At 63.0% G+C, this 16,719-nt stretch carries 18 protein-coding genes, 1 tRNA gene and 1 pseudogene; 10 read left to right on the top strand and 10 right to left on the bottom strand.

Annotated features, from left to right (window positions below):
• Positions 1-11: 11 nt before the first annotated feature.
• The 3 genes from CFB40_RS10650 (at position 12) to CFB40_RS10660 (ending at position 2,689) form a co-directional block, all read left to right on the top strand.
• Positions 12-1,220, top strand: coding sequence for an MFS transporter (locus CFB40_RS10650; RefSeq protein ID WP_089425632.1), 1,209 nt, complete (start codon positions 12-14; stop codon positions 1,218-1,220).
• 16 nt (positions 1,221-1,236) lie between these two features.
• A complete protein-coding gene (locus tag CFB40_RS10655; protein WP_089431202.1) occupies positions 1,237-2,346 on the top strand; it encodes a class II histone deacetylase in 1,110 nt (369 codons plus the stop codon).
• A gap of 112 nt (positions 2,347-2,458) precedes the next feature.
• On the top strand, positions 2,459-2,689 hold the full coding sequence (locus CFB40_RS10660) for a hypothetical protein (protein WP_089425634.1): 231 nt from the start codon (positions 2,459-2,461) through the stop codon (positions 2,687-2,689).
• A 104-nt stretch (positions 2,690-2,793) separates the two neighbouring features.
• Here CFB40_RS10660 and CFB40_RS10665 read toward each other — a convergent pair whose 3' ends face one another.
• From CFB40_RS10665 to CFB40_RS10670, 4 genes and pseudogenes are all read right to left on the bottom strand, one after another.
• A complete protein-coding gene (locus tag CFB40_RS10665; protein WP_089431203.1) occupies positions 2,794-3,087 on the bottom strand; it encodes a hypothetical protein in 294 nt (97 codons plus the stop codon).
• A 344-nt stretch (positions 3,088-3,431) separates the two neighbouring features.
• Positions 3,432-4,196 carry a hypothetical protein gene (locus CFB40_RS37895; protein ID WP_143329836.1) on the bottom strand — a complete coding sequence of 255 codons (765 nt, stop codon included), beginning with the start codon at positions 4,194-4,196 and terminating at the stop codon, positions 3,432-3,434.
• 127 nt (positions 4,197-4,323) lie between these two features.
• Positions 4,324-4,836, bottom strand: a complete 513-nt coding sequence (locus CFB40_RS37900) for a hypothetical protein (RefSeq protein WP_143329837.1) — start codon at positions 4,834-4,836, stop codon at positions 4,324-4,326.
• Between the two features lie 55 nt (positions 4,837-4,891).
• Positions 4,892-5,371: pseudogene (locus tag CFB40_RS10670) on the bottom strand (SOS response-associated peptidase family protein); the annotation flags it as partial.
• Positions 5,372-5,621: 250 nt separating this feature from the next.
• Between CFB40_RS10670 and CFB40_RS10675 the strand changes: the two are divergent.
• Together CFB40_RS10675 and CFB40_RS10680 are read left to right on the top strand one after the other, a co-directional pair.
• Positions 5,622-6,497, top strand: a complete 876-nt coding sequence (locus CFB40_RS10675; RefSeq protein ID WP_089431204.1) for a nucleotidyltransferase domain-containing protein — start codon at positions 5,622-5,624, stop codon at positions 6,495-6,497.
• On the top strand, positions 6,497-7,159 hold the full coding sequence (locus tag CFB40_RS10680; protein WP_089431205.1) for a hypothetical protein: 663 nt from the start codon (positions 6,497-6,499) through the stop codon (positions 7,157-7,159). The genes CFB40_RS10675 and CFB40_RS10680 overlap by 1 nt, the downstream gene beginning before the upstream one ends.
• A 143-nt stretch (positions 7,160-7,302) precedes the next feature.
• Here CFB40_RS10680 and CFB40_RS10685 read toward each other — a convergent pair whose 3' ends face one another.
• Both CFB40_RS10685 and CFB40_RS10690 read right to left on the bottom strand, forming a co-directional pair.
• The gene (locus CFB40_RS10685; protein ID WP_179255266.1) at positions 7,303-7,686 is read right to left on the bottom strand and encodes a DUF2514 family protein; all 384 of its coding nucleotides are present in this window, start codon (positions 7,684-7,686) and stop codon (positions 7,303-7,305) included.
• 272 nt (positions 7,687-7,958) lie between these two features.
• Positions 7,959-8,045: transfer RNA gene (locus tag CFB40_RS10690), tRNA-Leu, on the bottom strand.
• A gap of 240 nt (positions 8,046-8,285) precedes the next feature.
• Here CFB40_RS10690 and hpnD point away from each other — a divergent pair.
• A complete protein-coding gene (gene hpnD, locus CFB40_RS10695) occupies positions 8,286-9,119 on the top strand; it encodes a presqualene diphosphate synthase HpnD (RefSeq protein WP_089425636.1) in 834 nt (277 codons plus the stop codon).
• Positions 9,120-9,143: 24 nt separating this feature from the next.
• On the opposite strand, the gene CFB40_RS10700 is transcribed toward hpnD, so the two are convergent.
• The 3 genes from CFB40_RS10700 to CFB40_RS10710 form a co-directional block, all read right to left on the bottom strand.
• Positions 9,144-10,364, bottom strand: a complete 1,221-nt coding sequence (locus tag CFB40_RS10700) for a DUF1501 domain-containing protein (protein WP_089431207.1) — start codon at positions 10,362-10,364, stop codon at positions 9,144-9,146.
• Between the two features lie 67 nt (positions 10,365-10,431).
• Positions 10,432-11,934: a DUF1800 domain-containing protein gene (locus CFB40_RS10705; RefSeq protein ID WP_089431439.1), complete on the bottom strand. Its 1,503-nt coding sequence runs from the start codon at positions 11,932-11,934 to the stop codon at positions 10,432-10,434.
• A 132-nt stretch (positions 11,935-12,066) separates the two neighbouring features.
• A complete protein-coding gene (locus CFB40_RS10710; RefSeq protein ID WP_011352385.1) occupies positions 12,067-12,345 on the bottom strand; it encodes a hypothetical protein in 279 nt (92 codons plus the stop codon).
• A gap of 258 nt (positions 12,346-12,603) precedes the next feature.
• Here CFB40_RS10710 and ompR point away from each other — a divergent pair, with 258 nt between their 5' ends.
• From ompR to CFB40_RS10735, 4 genes are all read left to right on the top strand, one after another.
• Positions 12,604-13,338, top strand: coding sequence for an osmolarity response regulator transcription factor OmpR (gene ompR, locus CFB40_RS10720; protein WP_006478565.1), 735 nt, complete (start codon positions 12,604-12,606; stop codon positions 13,336-13,338).
• Between the two features lie 40 nt (positions 13,339-13,378).
• Positions 13,379-14,740, top strand: coding sequence for an ATP-binding protein (locus CFB40_RS10725; protein ID WP_089425640.1), 1,362 nt, complete (start codon positions 13,379-13,381; stop codon positions 14,738-14,740).
• 189 nt (positions 14,741-14,929) lie between these two features.
• Entirely contained in the window at positions 14,930-15,478 is a 549-nt protein-coding gene (locus tag CFB40_RS10730; protein ID WP_006478563.1) for a peroxiredoxin, read from the top strand.
• A gap of 76 nt (positions 15,479-15,554) precedes the next feature.
• The gene (locus CFB40_RS10735) at positions 15,555-16,082 is read left to right on the top strand and encodes a carboxymuconolactone decarboxylase family protein (protein ID WP_011352388.1); all 528 of its coding nucleotides are present in this window, start codon (positions 15,555-15,557) and stop codon (positions 16,080-16,082) included.
• Between the two features lie 136 nt (positions 16,083-16,218).
• Here the strand turns inward: CFB40_RS10735 and ispF are convergent, their stop codons facing one another.
• Positions 16,219-16,704, bottom strand: a complete 486-nt coding sequence (ispF, locus tag CFB40_RS10740) for a 2-C-methyl-D-erythritol 2,4-cyclodiphosphate synthase (RefSeq protein ID WP_089431208.1) — start codon at positions 16,702-16,704, stop codon at positions 16,219-16,221.
• Between the last annotated feature and the right edge of the window lie 15 nt (positions 16,705-16,719).

Raw genomic sequence — 16,719 nt, forward strand, 5'->3', positions numbered from 1 at the left:
GAGAACCCGCCATGAAAACCCTTTCACCGGATGCCGCACTCCCGTCCGACGGCCGTGCATCGACCTTCGCGCGCTCGACGCTCGTCGCGCTCGTCGTATTCGCGGCCATCACGCCGCTGCTGCTGCTCGTGGCACCCGCGGTCGCGGGCCAGCTCGCGACGCAGCTCGGGCTGTCCGCGTCGCAGATCGGCACCTACTTCTTCGTCGAACTCGGCGCGTTCAGCCTCGCGACCGTGCCGTCGTACCTGTGGCTCGGCCGGGTCGACGCGCGCCGCGTCGCCGCGTTCGCCATCGCGCTGTTCGGCGCGGGCAACCTGCTGACCGCGCTGTGGATGCCGGGCTTCGTCGCGCTGCTCGCGCTGCGCGCCGTCACCGCGCTCGGCGGCGGCTCGCTGATGGTGCTCTGCATGACGAGCGCCGCGACGAGCGAGAACAGCGACCGCGTGTACGGCCTGTGGGTCGTCGGCCAGTTGATCGCGGGCGCGATCGGCCTGTTCGTGCTGCCGCATGTGTTCGCTGCGTTCGGGTTGCGCGCGCTGTATGTCGCACTCGCCGCGCTCGCGCTGGTCGCGGCGCCGCTGTCGCGCGGCTTTCCGTCCACGCTGGGCACGCGAGCCACACCCGCGCAGAACGCGCGCAACGCTGCGGCGCAGACACCGCAAAGCTTCGTCGTGCTCGCGATCGGCGCGGTGCTGACGTTCTATCTCGCGATCGGCAGCGTGTGGACGTTCGCCAGCCGCGCCGCGACCGAAGCCGGGCTCGATCCGCAGTCGACCGGCAACGTACTCGCGATCGCAAGCGTGATGGGGATCGCCGGTGCGGCGTTCGCGTCGTGCGCAGGCGGCCGGCTCGCGCGGCGCGCGATGCTCGCGGCCGGTTACGCGCTGCTGGCGGCCTCGCTCGTCGCGCTCGCGGTCATGCGGCACGCCGGCGGCTACAGCGCGGCGATCTTCGCGTTCAAGTTCGCGTGGACGTTCGTCCTGCCGTTCATCCTCGCGACCGTCGCGCAGATCGACACGTCGGGCCGCCTCGTGGCCACGCTCAATTTCGTGATCGGCGCGGGCCTCGCGGCCGGCCCGCTGCTCGCCGGGCTGATGCTCGATGCGGGCGGCACGATGCGCGCGCTGTTCACGGCCGCGACGGCCGTCGCAATCGTGTCTTTCGCGGCGTTGCGCCACATCGATCGCCGCACGCGCCCTTCCATTTCCACCCAACCGTGACAGGTCACGCACATCCATGAATCGCACTGCCTTCTTCACCGACGAACGCACTTTCTGGCATACCGGCGGCACGCACGCGCTGTTCTTCCCGGTCGGCGGCTGGGTCCAGCCGCCGTCGAGCGCGGGCTACGCGGAATCGCCCGATTCGAAGCGCCGCTTCCTGTCGCTCGTGCAGGCCTCGGGCCTGGCCGCGCAGCTCGACCTGCGCGGCGCCGAGCCGGCCTCGACCGCCGATCTGCTGCGCATTCATCCCGCACACTATCTCGACGCGTTCCGCGCACTCAGCGACGCGAACGGCGGCGACCTCGGCGATCTCGCGCCGTTCGGCAAGGGCAGCTACGAGATCGCTGCGCTGTCGGCCGGACTCGCGATCGCGGCCGTCGATACGGTCCTCGGCGAACGTGCGACGAACGCCTTCTCGCTGTCACGACCGCCCGGCCATCATTGCCTGCGCGATCGCCCGATGGGCTTCTGCCTGCTGGCGAACATCCCGATCGCGATCGAGGCCGCCCGCGCGAAACACGGCATCGAGCGCGTCGCGGTGATCGACTGGGACGTGCACCACGGCAACGGCACGCAGTCGATCTACTACGACGATCCGGACACGCTGACGATTTCGCTGCATCAGGACCGCTGCTTCCCGCCCGGCTACAGCGGTGCCGACGACCGCGGCGAAGGCGCAGGCGTCGGCGCGAACCTGAACGTGCCGCTGCTCGCGGGCAGCGGCGACGATGCGTATCGCTACGCGTTCGAACGAATCGTGCTGCCGGCGCTGGAGCGTTTCCGGCCCGATCTGATCATCGTCGCGAGCGGCCTCGACGCAAGCGCGGTCGATCCGCTCGCACGCATGCAGTTGCATACCGACAGCTATCGGTTCATGACGCATGCGGTGAAGGAGGCCGCGCAACGCCATTGCGGCGGGCGGCTCGTGATCGTGCACGAAGGCGGCTATTCGGAGGCGTACGTGCCGTTCTGCGGGCTCGCGATCGTCGAGGCGCTGGCGGGTGTTCGCACCGACGTCGCCGATCCGATGCTCGACCTCGCGATCGCGCAGCAGCCGGGCGCACGGTTCGTTGCGTTCCAGCGCGAATTGCTCGACGAACTGGCTACGTCGTTCGGGTTGTAGCGCGCCGGCGGACGCGACGAGGGCCGGCCGGCGCCGGCCCTCTTGCGCGATCGATGCGGATGGGGTTTCCTGTGCTTTTATCCCCGTTCCGGCCCGAAGCCGCACTCTTCCGATGAAATCGTCCCCGCGCGATCACAATGACGATACCAAGACGCGCCGCCAGCCTTCGAAGCTGGTCCTGAACATCGCCGCCGTGACGGTCGGCCTCATCACGTTCGCGATCGGCGCGGCGTGGGTGATCTATAGCTGGGTCGTCGATCGCGAAGCGCAATATTTCGCGATCCCGCTGGTGTTCTCGGTGCCGGTGATCGTGGCGGTCGCGATCCGGAGCTTCTGGGAATAGGCATGCCTGGAATGACGCAGCGCCGCGGGTCGGGCGACGCGCGGCGCTGGTATCCGGCTTGTTTCAGATGAAGCGGGAATTCCCGCGGTTCGCTTGCGGGCCGGTCACAGGCCGGAGGACGCACACGGATCGGGGACTGTGCCCCGATTCCCGCCGATGACGAGGGTGGGCCCGGTGCCGGTCAGGAACCTGGCGGCCGCTATCAGCACACGTTCCGTCGTCAGCGACTCATCACTCGAAATCTGCCGCTTCGAGTAGGCGTAACACTCCGGGGGCATGACGAACCGCTGCACTGGCTTTGCGCTCCAGGCTATGTTGTCGGCGGGCGTCGTGGCAAATGCCGGCGCAGCGAGTATCAGCGCCAGTACGGAAATCGGAACGCGGACGGTGTTTTTCATCGATGGCCCTCGGCGTAATTGTGTTTCTTATAGGGAAAGCGAACACGATATTACACGCGGCACGAATATTCGCGCACCGCTTGCCCCGGCGCTCGTGCCGGGAAAAGCACCGACATCAACAAAAAAGCGCTGCGGTCAATCGACCGACAGCGCTTTTGGGTGAACGGCCCCTCACTGAGGCGCATTCGACTTCTGGTGCGTGAGGCCGAACTCGAACTGACGCACAAATAAAGGGTAACATCGATCGATGGGTATTTTTTGGGGAGTAGCTTCGAGTATCGGCATACGACTCGAACTCGCTACACCGTCAAGCCTCGGACTGCGCGGCTATCCAACCCCTCGCCTCATCGATTTACCGCGCCTTTAACGAGCGCCCAAAGTCCAGAGTAAAGCTCGGTCAGCCTTGGACCGGTTAGATCCTCCAGTCGCCCAATCCGTTCCGGCATCATCCGCACCACGGGGGTCAGTAATGTTCCCACTAGTTCCCATGAGCCTGTCAATTCATTCACGTCGGACACGCGTGTCCCGTCGATCTGAAGCAACGCAGCAACCACGAAGAGCGGCCCGCCGGGCTTGAGCCCGAGACGCATAAAGGACGCTTGAAGTGCGTCGGCATCACACACTGCTGATTCCTTCAATCCATGCAAACCGGTCATGCCATGACGCGGGTCCACAGGTACAGTGCACGCAATCTCGATCATGCCCGCGACGTGGTCAGCATCGCGAATGTTGAGACTGCGACCACTGATTGAGTCATCGTGGATATGGACGTATGCTCGGCGCGGCCCCCCGAGCGTGTATGGCTCGGCGGAGCAGTATGTCCGCTCCGGGATGCCCTTGGTGCGATCAGCGATAGCGTAGCCGCCAGGACTCGCAGAGCGGAGCGCATTGACAGCATCCTGGGGCCACCCGTAGCTAGGTCGAATGTCCTTCGAACCTTCCGCGAGCGCGAGCAGTACGAATAATGGACGGGGAGTGAGCGGCACGATTAATCCCCCCGTGCCGGCGGGGCTGGCGAGGGAATCGATGCGCTTATTGAGCTTCATGCACACGAATCCAGCGGAGTCATCGGCGGCCGAAGGAGCAATATTGTTTTGGTAGTTATCCATTAGATTTTCGTGAGCGTAGTTGCGCTGGCAACACTACTTGCCCGGTACTGACCGGTTGCGAAGAACCTGTACCAACCGTTCCAAGACGCGCGCAATTGGCGCGCAAATCGATCTGTAGGCGCGCCGCCTACGCCGCCAGTTGGGACAGACGCGCTCCGTCCCCAAAGAGTGGGCCGAATGTCCCGTACACACCAGCGTTCAAAGGCAGGCAGGCGAGCAGAACCGCGAGCGACGCTTTCACCAGCTTTTCATTACGGTCTCTACGCTCGTCGTCCGGTATCCAGAATTTGCCTCCGTGGCATAGGTTATTTCTCACTCGCCTTACCATCAGCAGAGCCTGAGCCGAGGCACGGAGCGCACCATCGGGCGGGGATTCTTTCCAATGGAGCCGTTGACCGACCAGCACCTGCTTTCGCGGCGGAGATGTCACGAGATAGGTGGCTGCCTCGCGAAATCCGGGCTCGTCCAGGTTGTCAAATTCGTCCGCGATACTGCGGGCAAATGCGTCCCAGTCTGGGTCTACCCTGTTTTCGCCACCGATAGCGAAACCGGAATTCTTCAGCGCGTACTCATAGCGCGAGAAAACCCCCATAAAACCGGTCACCAGATCAGGTGTTATCGGAAGCAACTGTTCAAACATGTATCGGCCTCGCCCCGTAGTTTAGTAGTGGCGCACATACTACCATCGCGATCCCTCAATAAATTGCCGGTTCAGCGGCCATACCCTCAGCTGGATGTGGCTGTAGCATCGCGCGCGCCGCCTCGATATTCGGCGTCGTCAGCCACTCGGCATAGTCCTCCGGCCGCACGATCACGACGAAACGCTTTTCGTCGTTCGGTTTGTGCATTCGGGACATGAGGGGATGACCGTCCGCATTGACGGTCAACATCGACATGCCAATCAAAGACCGGCCGTCCTGATCCTCATAGCGCTTCCAGATGCCCGCCACGCAATACGGATGCCAGCCAGCTAGGCCGATCCGATGCCACACGTTCTTGCCAGTCTCATAGCACGGCTCGAATATCCACTGTGCCGGAATCAAGGACCGCCGCCCCTCCCGCCAAGACTTGCGGAATAGACGCGACTCGCCGACCGTTTCCGTGCGCCCGTTCATTGTGTCGAGTTTGCGCCTTTTCTTCCCCTTTTCGTCCACACGCTCCGGTTGCGTGAACTTCGTGAACTTCGGCTAGAAGCCACCGCTACCGTTGGCCGCCAATCGCTTACTGAGATTCGCCGTCGGGTTGATCCATCGTCAGTTTGCCGCGGTATGGCTCTTGTGTCTGAAGATTGAAGGTTGTTACGCTGATGTGTAGATGACAAGATTCTTGGAAATTATGAGCTTTGGGTACGATAATACCCGTTACCACTCGCCCCACACCCCAGATATCCACACAAAAGCCGTTAACGATTCGAAAAGGAAAGAAATGAGTCTGGAAGACAAACTATCTGGATGGACAGGCCCTTCGAGCAACTCTGAACAAGAGAAACAAGATCGGACTGAACGAATGATTCGTGACGCCATAACGTCGCACTCTGCTTTTGATAACTGCTCCTTGAAGATATATGCCAAGGGATCTTATGCCAACAACACCAATGTACGTGCAGATAGCGACGTAGATATTGCGGTTGAATGCACGGACGCTCTTTATTGGGAGGAGGAAAAATCAGGCAACCATCCACCCGGAAAGCCATACGAGGGGATATGGACTCCAGAAAAACTTAGATCAGAACTTGTTGCCGCCCTGAAAGCAAAATTTCCCAATCAAGTGGATGTTTCGGGAACAACAGCCATACAGATAAATTCCGGATCTGCACGAGTTGACGCCGATGTCGTTCCATGCTTTAGCTACCGATACTATTTTGAAAATGGAACGAGAGATGGAACTAAGATATTCAAGACGGATGGCAAAAACATCATCAACTATCCCGCGCAACAATTGGAGAACGGCATTGCCAAGAACAAACAGACGGGCTATGCATACAAGAAGGCGGCAAGACTTTTAAAACGCATAGAAAATTCTATGGCGGCAGATGGCGTATTTCGGGAGCTACCGTCATTTTTTATGGAATGCCTTGCGTTTAATTGCCCGAATTCGGTGTTCGACCACTCAACATGGACGGCCTGCCTTCGAGCGATGCTTTTTCATATTTGGAGTCAACTTCAGGGCGATGAACCTTCTACTGGTAGGTGGGTAGAGGCAAACGGCTGCTTCTATTTATTTCATCCGCATCAAAAATGGACGCGCCAAGATGGGCGGGAGTTCGCAAAATCGGCCTGGTACTATTTTGAGTTTAAATAATGCGAAACGCCACACTTAAAAACTCGCTTTATCTACTTATTGGGGTTTCCGCCTTAGCGTGGTTTTTGCTGGCCCACTTAAATGGCCTCGATCTTTCAAAAATCAAGGACTTCTTCGGCCTTGTTCCAAAAGTTGTAAGCATCGATCTTTTGGTTGTTACTGCATTTGTCAAATGGGGATGGAGATTCAAGGCATTTAGAGGATGGCTCGTACCATTTCCAGATTTGAGTGGGACGTGGATAGGCCACATTTACTCCGATTGGGAAAACCCTCAAACCGGAGAAAAACCACCCCCCATCCCCGTAATGCTTACCGTAAAACAGTCTTTTTTTCATGTTAGTTGCGTAATGCGCACAAGCGAAATGGAAAGCTCCTCTTATTCTGAAGGGTTTCTCATCGACCCTGACAGGCAAATTAAAAATGTAGCGTATTCTTATACTAGCAAACCAAGAGTTAGCCTGAACGACAGGAGCATCCCACATGACGGAACAGCGGTTTTTCAGATTATCGAGAAACCAAAATTAAAGCTGACGGGGAGATACTGGACGGAGAGATTAACGAAGGGCGAAATTATCCTCGAATATCACTCGACCGACTTACTGGAGGATTTACCACAATCAATTGGCGAGCATCCAGTGACTGAACCTCAAAATAGACGTTAACATGTAATTCGAGCCGACCGAGCTACACGCAGCGACTTAGGGCCATTGGTATGTCAACTTTCCGACTAACACCGACGACCATCCCAGAGTTCCCGGAAACAGACGACAACTGACAAAGAAGCCCGCGCTAGGCGGGCTTCGCTTCATTGGCTGGCAGTCAGGGCGTCGCAGTCTGCTGCACACTCGTTTCCGGCGATTCTTGCCCGATCAAGCGCGCTTGCCAACGCTTCATTTCGCTCGACAGATTCCCCGAACACGTCGGCAAACAAAACGATAGCGTCGGCTCCTGCCGGGCCGTCGCCGGCAGCGGCGGAACGCGCGCGGGCGACGAGGGAATCGACCGTACCGCGCAGGCTTGCAGCGGTGGCGCGAGCGGCAAACTCAGCAGCCAGAGCCGCGTCGCGTTGAGTCTTTGCGTTGTTGGCATTCTCCGTTTGTTGATCGACTCGCCGCTGCTCCACTTTCCGCGCCGCCGTAATGGCATCCGTGCCGTTGCCCGGAGAACAGAGCGCGAATTCGGCCGCCAACCCTCCGCAGATTGAAGGATCGGGCGCACACGGGTCGGCACGTATATGTCCACGCGCCGACGCCCACGCCTTAGCTTCGCGCTGCCTTCAAAACCGTCTTTGTAGGGGTAATTGAAACCATCGTGGGGAATGCCGTGGGGAGATTTTGCGTACTCGATCCCCCAATTATCACCCAAGAGCGTTGATTTGTGCTGTATGTCTGTACAGTGAGGGCCGCTAACCCCTTGATTTACCGTAAATCAACAGAGGGTGTTGATTCACTTTATAGCTGTTGGTGCGTGAGGCCGGACTCGAACCGGCACACCCTTGCGGGCGTCAGGACCTAAACCTGGTGCGTCTACCAATTTCGCCACTCACGCGCATTTCTGTCGCCTGACCACGCGGCACGAAAGATGCATGACCACGCGCCCGGGACATCGCGCCGGTTGGTTTGTAACCGGCACGCCCGATCAGGCGAGCGCGAGATTCTACCCGATCCGCGCGGGCTTGTCTCGCCCCTGCCGGCACCCGTCGTGCAGCGGTGCTAGAATGCCGCGCTCGACGTTTCGGCACCGCGCCGCCGCGCGTCCCCCGAACCCGCCCCCCACACGATTCCGCCCGTGAACTTCGACGACTACTGTCAGCAAAAGGCCGCCCCTGCGGGCTCCAGCGTCTACTACGCGCTGCGTCAGGCGCCGCACGCCACGCAGCCGCGCCTGACCGCGCTGTTCGCGCTGCGCCGCGAACTCGAGGAAACCGTCAAGGAAACCAGCGACCCGACCGTCGGACACACGAAGCTCGCGTGGTGGCACAAGGAACTCGCGGCACTGGCCGACGGGCAGCCATCGCACCCGGTCACGAAGGCGCTCGCGCAGCATCATCCGGCGATCGCCGCCGAGGCCGATGCATTGCGTACGCTCGTCAACGGTTACGGGATGGATCTCGAACAGGCACGCTACCTCGATTTCGCGAACCTACAGCGCTATATCGCACAGGTCGGCGGCACCTTCGCGTCGCTGGTCGCGCGCGCAAGTTCGCCAAACCCGGCGGATCCGCAACCGTGGGCCGCGGACGCCGGCCGCGCGCTGATGCTCGCGCAGTTCGTGCAGGATCTCGGCAACGACGCACGCCACGGCCGCATCTATCTGCCGATCGACGAACTGCAGCGTTACAACGTGACCGCGGCCGATCTGCTGAACCGCCGCTACAGCCCGGCCTTCACCGAATTGCTGCAATTCCAGACGGCCCGCGCGCGCGAAGCGCTCGTGGCCGCCGAAGCGGCGATCCCGGCATCGGAACGCCGCGCCCAGCGCACGCTGCGCGCGCAGATCGCGCTGGCCGGCTCGCTGCTCGACGAAATCGCGCGCGACGGCTACCAGGTGCTGCATCAGCGCATCGCGCTGACGCCGATCCGCAAGCTGTGGATCGCGTGGCGCACCGCGCGCCGCCGCTGATCCTCACGCCTCACGCCTCACGCCTCACGCCTTCAACAACGGCAGCGTATCGAAGCGCTGCTGCAGCACGCGGGTCGCGTCGAGCCCCCACCATGGCCCGAGCACGGTCGCGTAGAGCTGGCGGAAATCGACCGCGACGGGCAGGTTGCCGTTGCCGTCGAGCCGACCGAGCGCCGGCGGCGCACCGTACAACCCGCCGGCTACGCGCCCGCCCATCACGAAATGCGGCGCGGCCGTGCCGTGATCAGTACCGTTGCTCTGGTTCTCGCGCACGCGCCGCCCGAATTCCGCATACGTCATCACGAGCGTCTGGTTCCAGCGCCCGAGTTCGATCAACGCGCCGCGCATCGCGCTCATCCCTTCCGCGAACTGCTTGAGCAGCGCAGCCTGCTGCCCCGGCTGGTTCTGGTGCGTATCGAAGCCGTTGAGCGTCAGACGCAGCACCGCGACGCCATCCTGCGCACCCGGGCCGGACGCTTCGCACGCAGCCAGCACCTGCATCGCGGTCTTGACCGACGTGCCGAACGCGCCGGCCGGAAAGGCGGTCCTGAATTCACGCATCCCGCCGCGCGGACGCAGCCGGTCGGCCGCCTTCACGATGTCGTTCTCGACGTCGATGATGTGGGCGAGCGCGGGGTTCTGTTCGCGCAGCGACGACGGCTCGGCAAGCCGGGCCGCACGAATGAACTGCGCGGGATTGACGAGCGCGATCGCACGCGCACCGTTCGAGAGCGGCCCCATCTCGGCACTGCCGAGCACGACGCCGTCGGCCGCGAAACCGGGCGGCACGGGCGCCTGCGCGAACGTGCGCGTCAGCCAGCCTTCGTGCAGATACTGATCCGAGCGCGACGCGGTATCCCAGATCTCGATCGAGCGGAAATGCGACAGGTTCGGCTGCGGATAGCCGACGCCCTGCACGACCGCGACCTGCCCGTCGCGCCACAGCGGCATCAACGGCGCGAGCGACGGATGCAGCCCCGTGTGCGCGTCGAGTTGCAGCACCTGCTCGCGCTTGATGCCGATGCTGCGACGGAACTGGTAATACAGCGGGTCCGCATACGGCACCACCGTGTTGAGGCCGTCATTGCCGCCCTTCAGCTCGACGAGGATCAGCACGTTCGCGTACCCGGCCGCCGGTTGGCGCCCCGCCTGCGCCACGGCAGCCGCCATCGCAGGCGCCTGCCACATCGACACGCCGGCCGCGGCCGCGGCGCCTGTCAGCGTCAGAAAATCACGTCGGTTCATCGCGCATCCTTTGGTTCACCGTCCGACACCTTTGCCGCACCGGCTCCCCGCTTGATCGTCGTTCGAATCATTTCAGTTGATAGGCCGGATCCATCAGCAGCGCCTCGAGATACGCGCTGCCGGTCGAATCCGTATCGATCGCCGCGACCGGCGACAGTTGCAGCACCGCATGCTGCAACTGAAGCTCGGTCGACAAACCGGCGATCGCCTGCGGCCGCGCGCGATATTGCGCAAGCCAGCGCTCGAGGTCGAAACGCAGGCCGGCGCGCGCGGGCTTGGCAGGCGTTCCGTGCATGCCGGCAGCGGACGCCGTCTCGACCACCGGCATCGCATGCGCGCGGGCATTCGGCGGCGGCACCATCGCATGCGCCGGCGGGTGCATGCCGGCCGTCTCCGTCGCGCGGAACAGTTGCTCGACGAACTGCTTGCGCGCGAGCAGCGTGGTGCTGTTGATCCACAGCGCGCCGCCCGGCCAACCCTTCACGTTCGGCGGATAGAACAGGTTCTGCCCGAGCGTGCGCACGGTGTTCGCGAGCATCTGCGGATCGCCGTATGAAACCTCGAACAGCCGCACCGACCCGACGACGAACTCCGCCGGGGACTTGACGAGCACGCCGCGATTGCGAGGATCCCAGAAGGCGTCGGTCGACCACAGCGCGGCGAGCGCCGCGCGAATGTCGTAGCCGCTCGAACGAAACCGTTCGGCCACCGCATCGAGCGCGCCCGGATCGGGCGTATCCGACACGAACTCGCGCCACAGCTTGGCCGCAATGAAACGCGCGGTACCGGGCCGCTTCAGCAGGATGTCGAGAAAGCCGTCGCCATCGAACGGCCCCGTTTCGCCGAGGATCGTCTTGTCGCCGGCGTCGTGCAGATCCGGCCGAACCTCGAAGCGATACGTATCGGGGTCGACCGTCCAGCCCGTCATCGCACGCGCGGCTTCGGTCACGTCGTTTTGCGTGTAATGCCCTTCGCCGAGCGTGAACAACTCCATCACCTCGCGCGCGAAATTCTCGTTCGGGCGCCCCTTGCGATTGCTCGCGCCATCGAGGTACTGCAGCATCGCCGGATCCTTCGCGACCGCATGCAGCAGCACGCCGAAGTTGCCGAGCGCCTCGCGGCGAAACAGCGCGTTCTGCGCCGCCATCGTCTGCGGGTAAGGCACCTTGTCCTGCCCCGACGTGAAGTGCCCGTGCCAGAACAGCGTCATGCGCTCGGTGAGCGGCGACGGCGTGACGATCATCTCGTTGACCCACGCCGCGCGCAGCGCATCGTACCGAACGTTGCGCTCGCGCTGCTCGTCGCGCCGCATGTCGGGCGTCAGCGCCTGGCGCTGCGCGCGCGTCGGCGGCAACTCGGCGATCCAGTCGGGCCAGGTCGTGACGGGGTCGCGGCGAACGTTGCCGAGCGTGTCGGCCACGACCTGCGCGCGCGTCATGCCGACGACGCGCGCAACATCGGCGGGCGCGGGAGAAAAACCGGTACGACTCAGGAAAAACAATGCATCGTCCGCATCGAGCGGCGACTGCATGGCGGGCGACGGCGCCGGTGCGGCAGCGTTCGCTTTCATCGTCATGGACTCCCGGAGCGCACCGGCGGTGCGGATGCCGGTACAACGGCAATCGGCAGGCGAAAGTTGACGGAAAAATTGCTACGAATCTTTTCCGCGCGAAGTATGTCGCTCCGGGCGAAAGACGGCGTGTCAGCGCTTGTACAGCTCGCGAACGGCGTCTTCGATGTGCTGGCGCAAAAGGTGGCGTTCCTCGGGCGTCATGTGCCCGTCGCGGCGGCGCTGTTCGAGATCGGGAGGCACGGCGGAACGAACCGTCATCTCGGCGGTACGATCGGACTGCGGCGCTTTGCCGCGCGGCAGCTTGCGCGACGATGCGCCCTGCTCGGGGCGCTGCGCATACGCGAAGTTCGACGCATACGGACCGGCAAGCGCGATCGTCAGCATCAGTGCAATCCGGGCAGATCGCATGACCGTCCTCGCTTCTTTGGTCGATTTGTTCCCTTCGTCACGCGGCAACCGGCTACCTCTGGTACTTGAAAAACCCTGCGGAATTCGGGTGTGCAAAGATGGATGATGGAGTGCAGGGGAGTATCTACCGAATTTCGGCTTCGAGTAAAGGAATCTCTATAGCCTGCCTTTACTCGGCGCGACACTACGGGTAAATTTTGTAACCGACTGTAACGCACGAAAATACGCGGCCGTGCGTCAATTCCCATTCGCGATAAGATGCCGATCATGGAAACGAAAAACCCCTCCAAGATTCTCGTCGTTGACGACGACCCGCGCCTGCGCGATCTGCTGCGCCGCTATCTCGGCGAGCAGGGTTTCAATGTCTACGTCGCGGAAAACGCGACCGCAATGAACAAGCTCTGGGTACGCGAGCGTTTCGACCTGCTCGTGCTCGACCTGATGCTCCCGGGCGAAGACGGCCTGTCGATCTGCCGCCGCCTGCGCGGCAGCAACGACCGCACGCCGATCATCATGCTCACCGCGAAGGGCGAGGACGTGGATCGCATCGTCGGCCTCGAGATGGGCGCCGACGATTACCTGCCGAAGCCGTTCAACCCGCGCGAACTCGTGGCGCGCATTCATGCGGTGCTGCGCCGCCAGGCGCCGGCCGAACTGCCGGGCGCGCCGTCGGAAACCACCGAGGTGTTCGAGTTCGGCGAGTTCTCGCTGAACCTCGCGACGCGCACGCTGACGAAGTCGGGCCAGGAAATTCCGCTCACCACCGGCGAATTCTCGGTGCTGAAGGTGTTCGCGCGTCATCCGCGCCAGCCGCTGTCGCGCGAAAAGCTGATGGAGCTCGCACGCGGCCGTGAATACGAAGTGTTCGACCGCAGCCTCGACGTGCAGATCTCGCGCCTGCGCAAGCTGATCGAACCGGATCCGGGCAGCCCGCGCTTCATCCAGACTGTCTGGGGCCTCGGCTACGTGTTCATCCCGGACGGCGCCGCCTGATCTTTTTCCTTTCCGGTTTCGCCCGCCCACGGCCCGTCCCATGCGTATCGACCGGCGCCTCCTTCAGCTCGCGTTCGGCGGGCTGTTCTGGCGCACCTTCCTGCTGATCGCGCTGCTGATCTCGGTCAGTCTCGCCGCGTGGTTCCAGAGCTTTCGCGTAATCGAGCGCGAGCCACGTGCGCAGCGCGTGGCTCTCCAGCTCGTCGCGATCGTGAAGCTCACGCGCACCGCCCTGCTCTATTCCGATCCCGATTTGCGGCGCGCGCTGCTGCAGGATCTCGAGAGCAACGAGGGCGTGCGCGTATACCCGCGCGAGAAGACCGACAAGTTCAAGCTGCAGCCCGACGAATCGCTGAACCGCCTGATCGAACACGACATCCGCAGCCGCCTCGGCGACGATACCGTGATCGCGCAGTCGGTCAACGACATTCCCGGCGTGTGGATCAGCTTCAAGATCGACGACGACGATTACTGGGTCGCGCTCGACCGCGACCAGCTCGACAACGTCACGGGCCTGCAGTGGGCCGGCTGGGGGCTGTTCGCACTCGCGTTGTCGCTATTCGGCTCCGCGTTCATCACCAGCCTGGTAAACCGGCCGTTCTCGCGGCTCGCGCTCGCCGCGCGGCAGATCGGCTCGGGCCAGACACCCGAGCTGCTGCCCGAGCGCGGGATGGGCGTCGCGGCCGAGACCAATCGCAGCTTCAACCAGATGGTGCGCGACCTCGAGCAGCTCGAGGCCGACCGCGCGCTGATGCTCGCGGGCATCTCGCACGACCTGCGCACGCCGCTCGCGCGGCTGCGGCTCGAAACCGAGATGAGCCCGTCCGACCAGGCGACCAAGGACGCGATGGTCGACGACATCGAGCAGATGGATCGCATCATCGCGGCCTTCATCGACTACGCCCGGCCGTCGCAACGCAAGCCGGAGCCCGTCGATTTGTCGTCGATCGCGCAGGAAGTCGCCGCCCGCGTGTCGGGCGAGGATGGCGTCGAGATCCGCACGCGGCTCGCGCCGAGCGCGGTGATCGAAGCCGACGAGACCGACATGCGCCGCGTGATCGGCAACCTCGTCGAGAACGCGCGCAAGTATGGCCAGAGCACGCAGGACGGCGTGTCGCGCATCACGCTCGAGACGCGCGTGTCGCACGCGCGCGTCGAGCTGTCGGTGAGCGACGAAGGCCCCGGCATCCCCGAGGATCAGCTGCCGCTCGTGATGCGGCCGTTCTACCGCGTGGACACCGCGCGCACCAAGGCGGACGGCACGGGCCTCGGGATGGCGATCGTGCTGCGCCTCGTCGGCCGCTATCGCGGCGCGCTGCGGCTGCGCAACCGCAACCCGGAAGCGGGCCTCGAAGTCACGCTCGAATTCCCCGGCGCCGGCAAGGCGCGTGCGACTGCGTGACGCGCTCGCGCACGCTTCTTGCGCTGCACACTATCGATCCGGTTGAAAAAAGCTATGAGGCTCGTTAGTCAAAATCTATTGAAGCGACTAACTAATAGTGTTATATTTTTGCCCATGCTGTCACATCATCGTTGCAGCACCGAGGTAGCTTGACTCAGTCTTCTTCCCAACTCATACAGGAGTATCCGCATGAAAACCGTGGGCGATAAACTCGAAGCTTTCACCGTCGTAGCCGCGAAGCCGGGCTTCAACAATCACGAGGAAAACGGCCAGTCGGCGTTCGAGACCGTCACCGAAGCGTCGTTCCCGGGCAAGTGGAAGATCATCTACTTCTATCCGAAGGATTTCACGTTCGTGTGCCCGACGGAAATCGTCGAATTCGCGAAGCTCACGAAGCAGTTCGAAGAGCGCGATGCCGTCCTGCTGGGCGGCAGCTCGGACAACGAATTCGTCAAGCTCGCATGGCGCCGTGAGCACAAGGACCTCGACAAGCTGAACCACTACTCGTTCGGCGACGTCAAGGGCGAGCTGATCGACCAGCTCGGCGTGCGCGACAAGGAAGCCGGCGTGGCCCTGCGCGCAACGTTCATCGTCGATCCGGACAACACGATCCAGCACGTTTCGGTGAACAACCTGAACGTCGGCCGCAGCCCGGAAGAAGTCCTGCGGATTCTGGACGGCCTGCAAACGGACGAACTGTGCCCGTGCAACCGTGCAGTCGGCGGCGCAACGCTGTAAGCGCATCGATGCACGAAGCCCGCGGCGCACGTCCTGCCTGCGGGCTTTTTTAACGGCCAACCCATAGGAGATATCAATGGAATTCATCGATTCGATTAAGGCACGTATTCCCGACTACGCGAAGGACATTCGCCTGAACCTCGACGGCACGATCTCGCGCTCGTCGCTCGAAGGCACCGACGCGGTGGGCGTCGCGCTGGCTGCGGCCATCGCGGCGAAGAGCACGGTGCTCATCAAGACGATCCGCGAAGCCGGCGTCCTGTCGCCCGAAGAGACGAACGCCGTGCTGACGGCGGCCGCGCTGATGGGGATGAACAACACCTGGTATCCGTATGTCGAGATGGCCGACGATGCCGACCTGAAGACGCAACGCGCCGAGCTGCGGATGGGCGCGTATGCGACGCACGGTGGCGTCGACAAGCGCAAGTTCGAGATGTACGCGCTCGCCGCATCGATCGTCGGCAAGTGCCACTTCTGCGTGAAGTCGCACTATGCGCTGCTGAAGAACGAGCAAGGGATGACCGTCACGCAGCTGCGCGACGTCGGCCGTATCGCGTCGGTGATCAATGCCGCCGCGCAAGTGATCGCCGCAGAAGGCGAATAAGCGGTTGCACCACCCGGCCGGCAACCGCGCCGGCCCGGTCGCCGCGCCAAACGAAAATGCCACGCACCCGCGTGGCATTTTTCATTTCCGCAGCGCGGCGCAGCGCAGCGGGCGAACCGCGCGCCGCCGCCCGGCGTCAGCCGCCCTGCTTCACCAGCAGCGCGGCGGCCTGCGCCTCGATCCCTTCGCCACGGCCCAGATAGCCGAGCTTCTCGTTGGTCTTCGCCTTCACGTTCACGCGATCGAGCGGCAGTCCGAGATCGGCCGCGATGTTCGCGCGCATCCCGTCGATATGCGGTGCCAGCTTCGGCGCCTGCGCGATCACGGTGCTGTCGACGTTCTGGATCGTGAAGCCGGCAGCCTTGACGCGTGCGGCGCACTCGCGCAGCAGCACGCGGCTGTCGGCGCCCTTGAACGCCGCGTCCGTGTCGGAGAAGTGGCGGCCGATGTCGCCGAGCGCCGCCGCGCCGAACAGCGCGTCGGTGATCGCGTGCAGCAGCACGTCCGCGTCCGAGTGGCCGAGCAGGCCGCGTTCGTACGGAATCGTCACGCCGCCGATGATGAGGGGGCGCCCCTCGACGAGCTGGTGCACGTCGTAGCCTTGTCCGATTCTGAAATCCATGCGTATTCCGATTGT

Source organism: Burkholderia sp. AU31652 (genome assembly GCF_002223155.1).
GTDB lineage: Bacteria > Pseudomonadota > Gammaproteobacteria > Burkholderiales > Burkholderiaceae > Burkholderia.

Coding starts and splice junctions, on each gene's coding strand:
- CFB40_RS10650 (WP_089425632.1), top strand. CDS start 12: ATGAAAACCCTTTCACCGGATGCCGCACTCCCGTCCGACGGCCGTGCA.
- CFB40_RS10655 (WP_089431202.1), top strand. CDS start 1,237: ATGAATCGCACTGCCTTCTTCACCGACGAACGCACTTTCTGGCATACC.
- CFB40_RS10660 (WP_089425634.1), top strand. CDS start 2,459: ATGAAATCGTCCCCGCGCGATCACAATGACGATACCAAGACGCGCCGC.
- CFB40_RS10665 (WP_089431203.1), bottom strand. CDS start 3,087: ATGAAAAACACCGTCCGCGTTCCGATTTCCGTACTGGCGCTGATACTC.
- CFB40_RS37895 (WP_143329836.1), bottom strand. CDS start 4,196: ATGGATAACTACCAAAACAATATTGCTCCTTCGGCCGCCGATGACTCC.
- CFB40_RS37900 (WP_143329837.1), bottom strand. CDS start 4,836: ATGTTTGAACAGTTGCTTCCGATAACACCTGATCTGGTGACCGGTTTT.
- CFB40_RS10675 (WP_089431204.1), top strand. CDS start 5,622: ATGAGTCTGGAAGACAAACTATCTGGATGGACAGGCCCTTCGAGCAAC.
- CFB40_RS10680 (WP_089431205.1), top strand. CDS start 6,497: ATGCGAAACGCCACACTTAAAAACTCGCTTTATCTACTTATTGGGGTT.
- CFB40_RS10700 (WP_089431207.1), bottom strand. CDS start 10,364: ATGAACCGACGTGATTTTCTGACGCTGACAGGCGCCGCGGCCGCGGCC.
- CFB40_RS10705 (WP_089431439.1), bottom strand. CDS start 11,934: ATGAAAGCGAACGCTGCCGCACCGGCGCCGTCGCCCGCCATGCAGTCG.
- CFB40_RS10710 (WP_011352385.1), bottom strand. CDS start 12,345: ATGCGATCTGCCCGGATTGCACTGATGCTGACGATCGCGCTTGCCGGT.
- ompR (WP_006478565.1), top strand. CDS start 12,604: ATGCCGATCATGGAAACGAAAAACCCCTCCAAGATTCTCGTCGTTGAC.
- CFB40_RS10725 (WP_089425640.1), top strand. CDS start 13,379: ATGCGTATCGACCGGCGCCTCCTTCAGCTCGCGTTCGGCGGGCTGTTC.
- CFB40_RS10730 (WP_006478563.1), top strand. CDS start 14,930: ATGAAAACCGTGGGCGATAAACTCGAAGCTTTCACCGTCGTAGCCGCG.
- CFB40_RS10735 (WP_011352388.1), top strand. CDS start 15,555: ATGGAATTCATCGATTCGATTAAGGCACGTATTCCCGACTACGCGAAG.
- ispF (WP_089431208.1), bottom strand. CDS start 16,704: ATGGATTTCAGAATCGGACAAGGCTACGACGTGCACCAGCTCGTCGAG.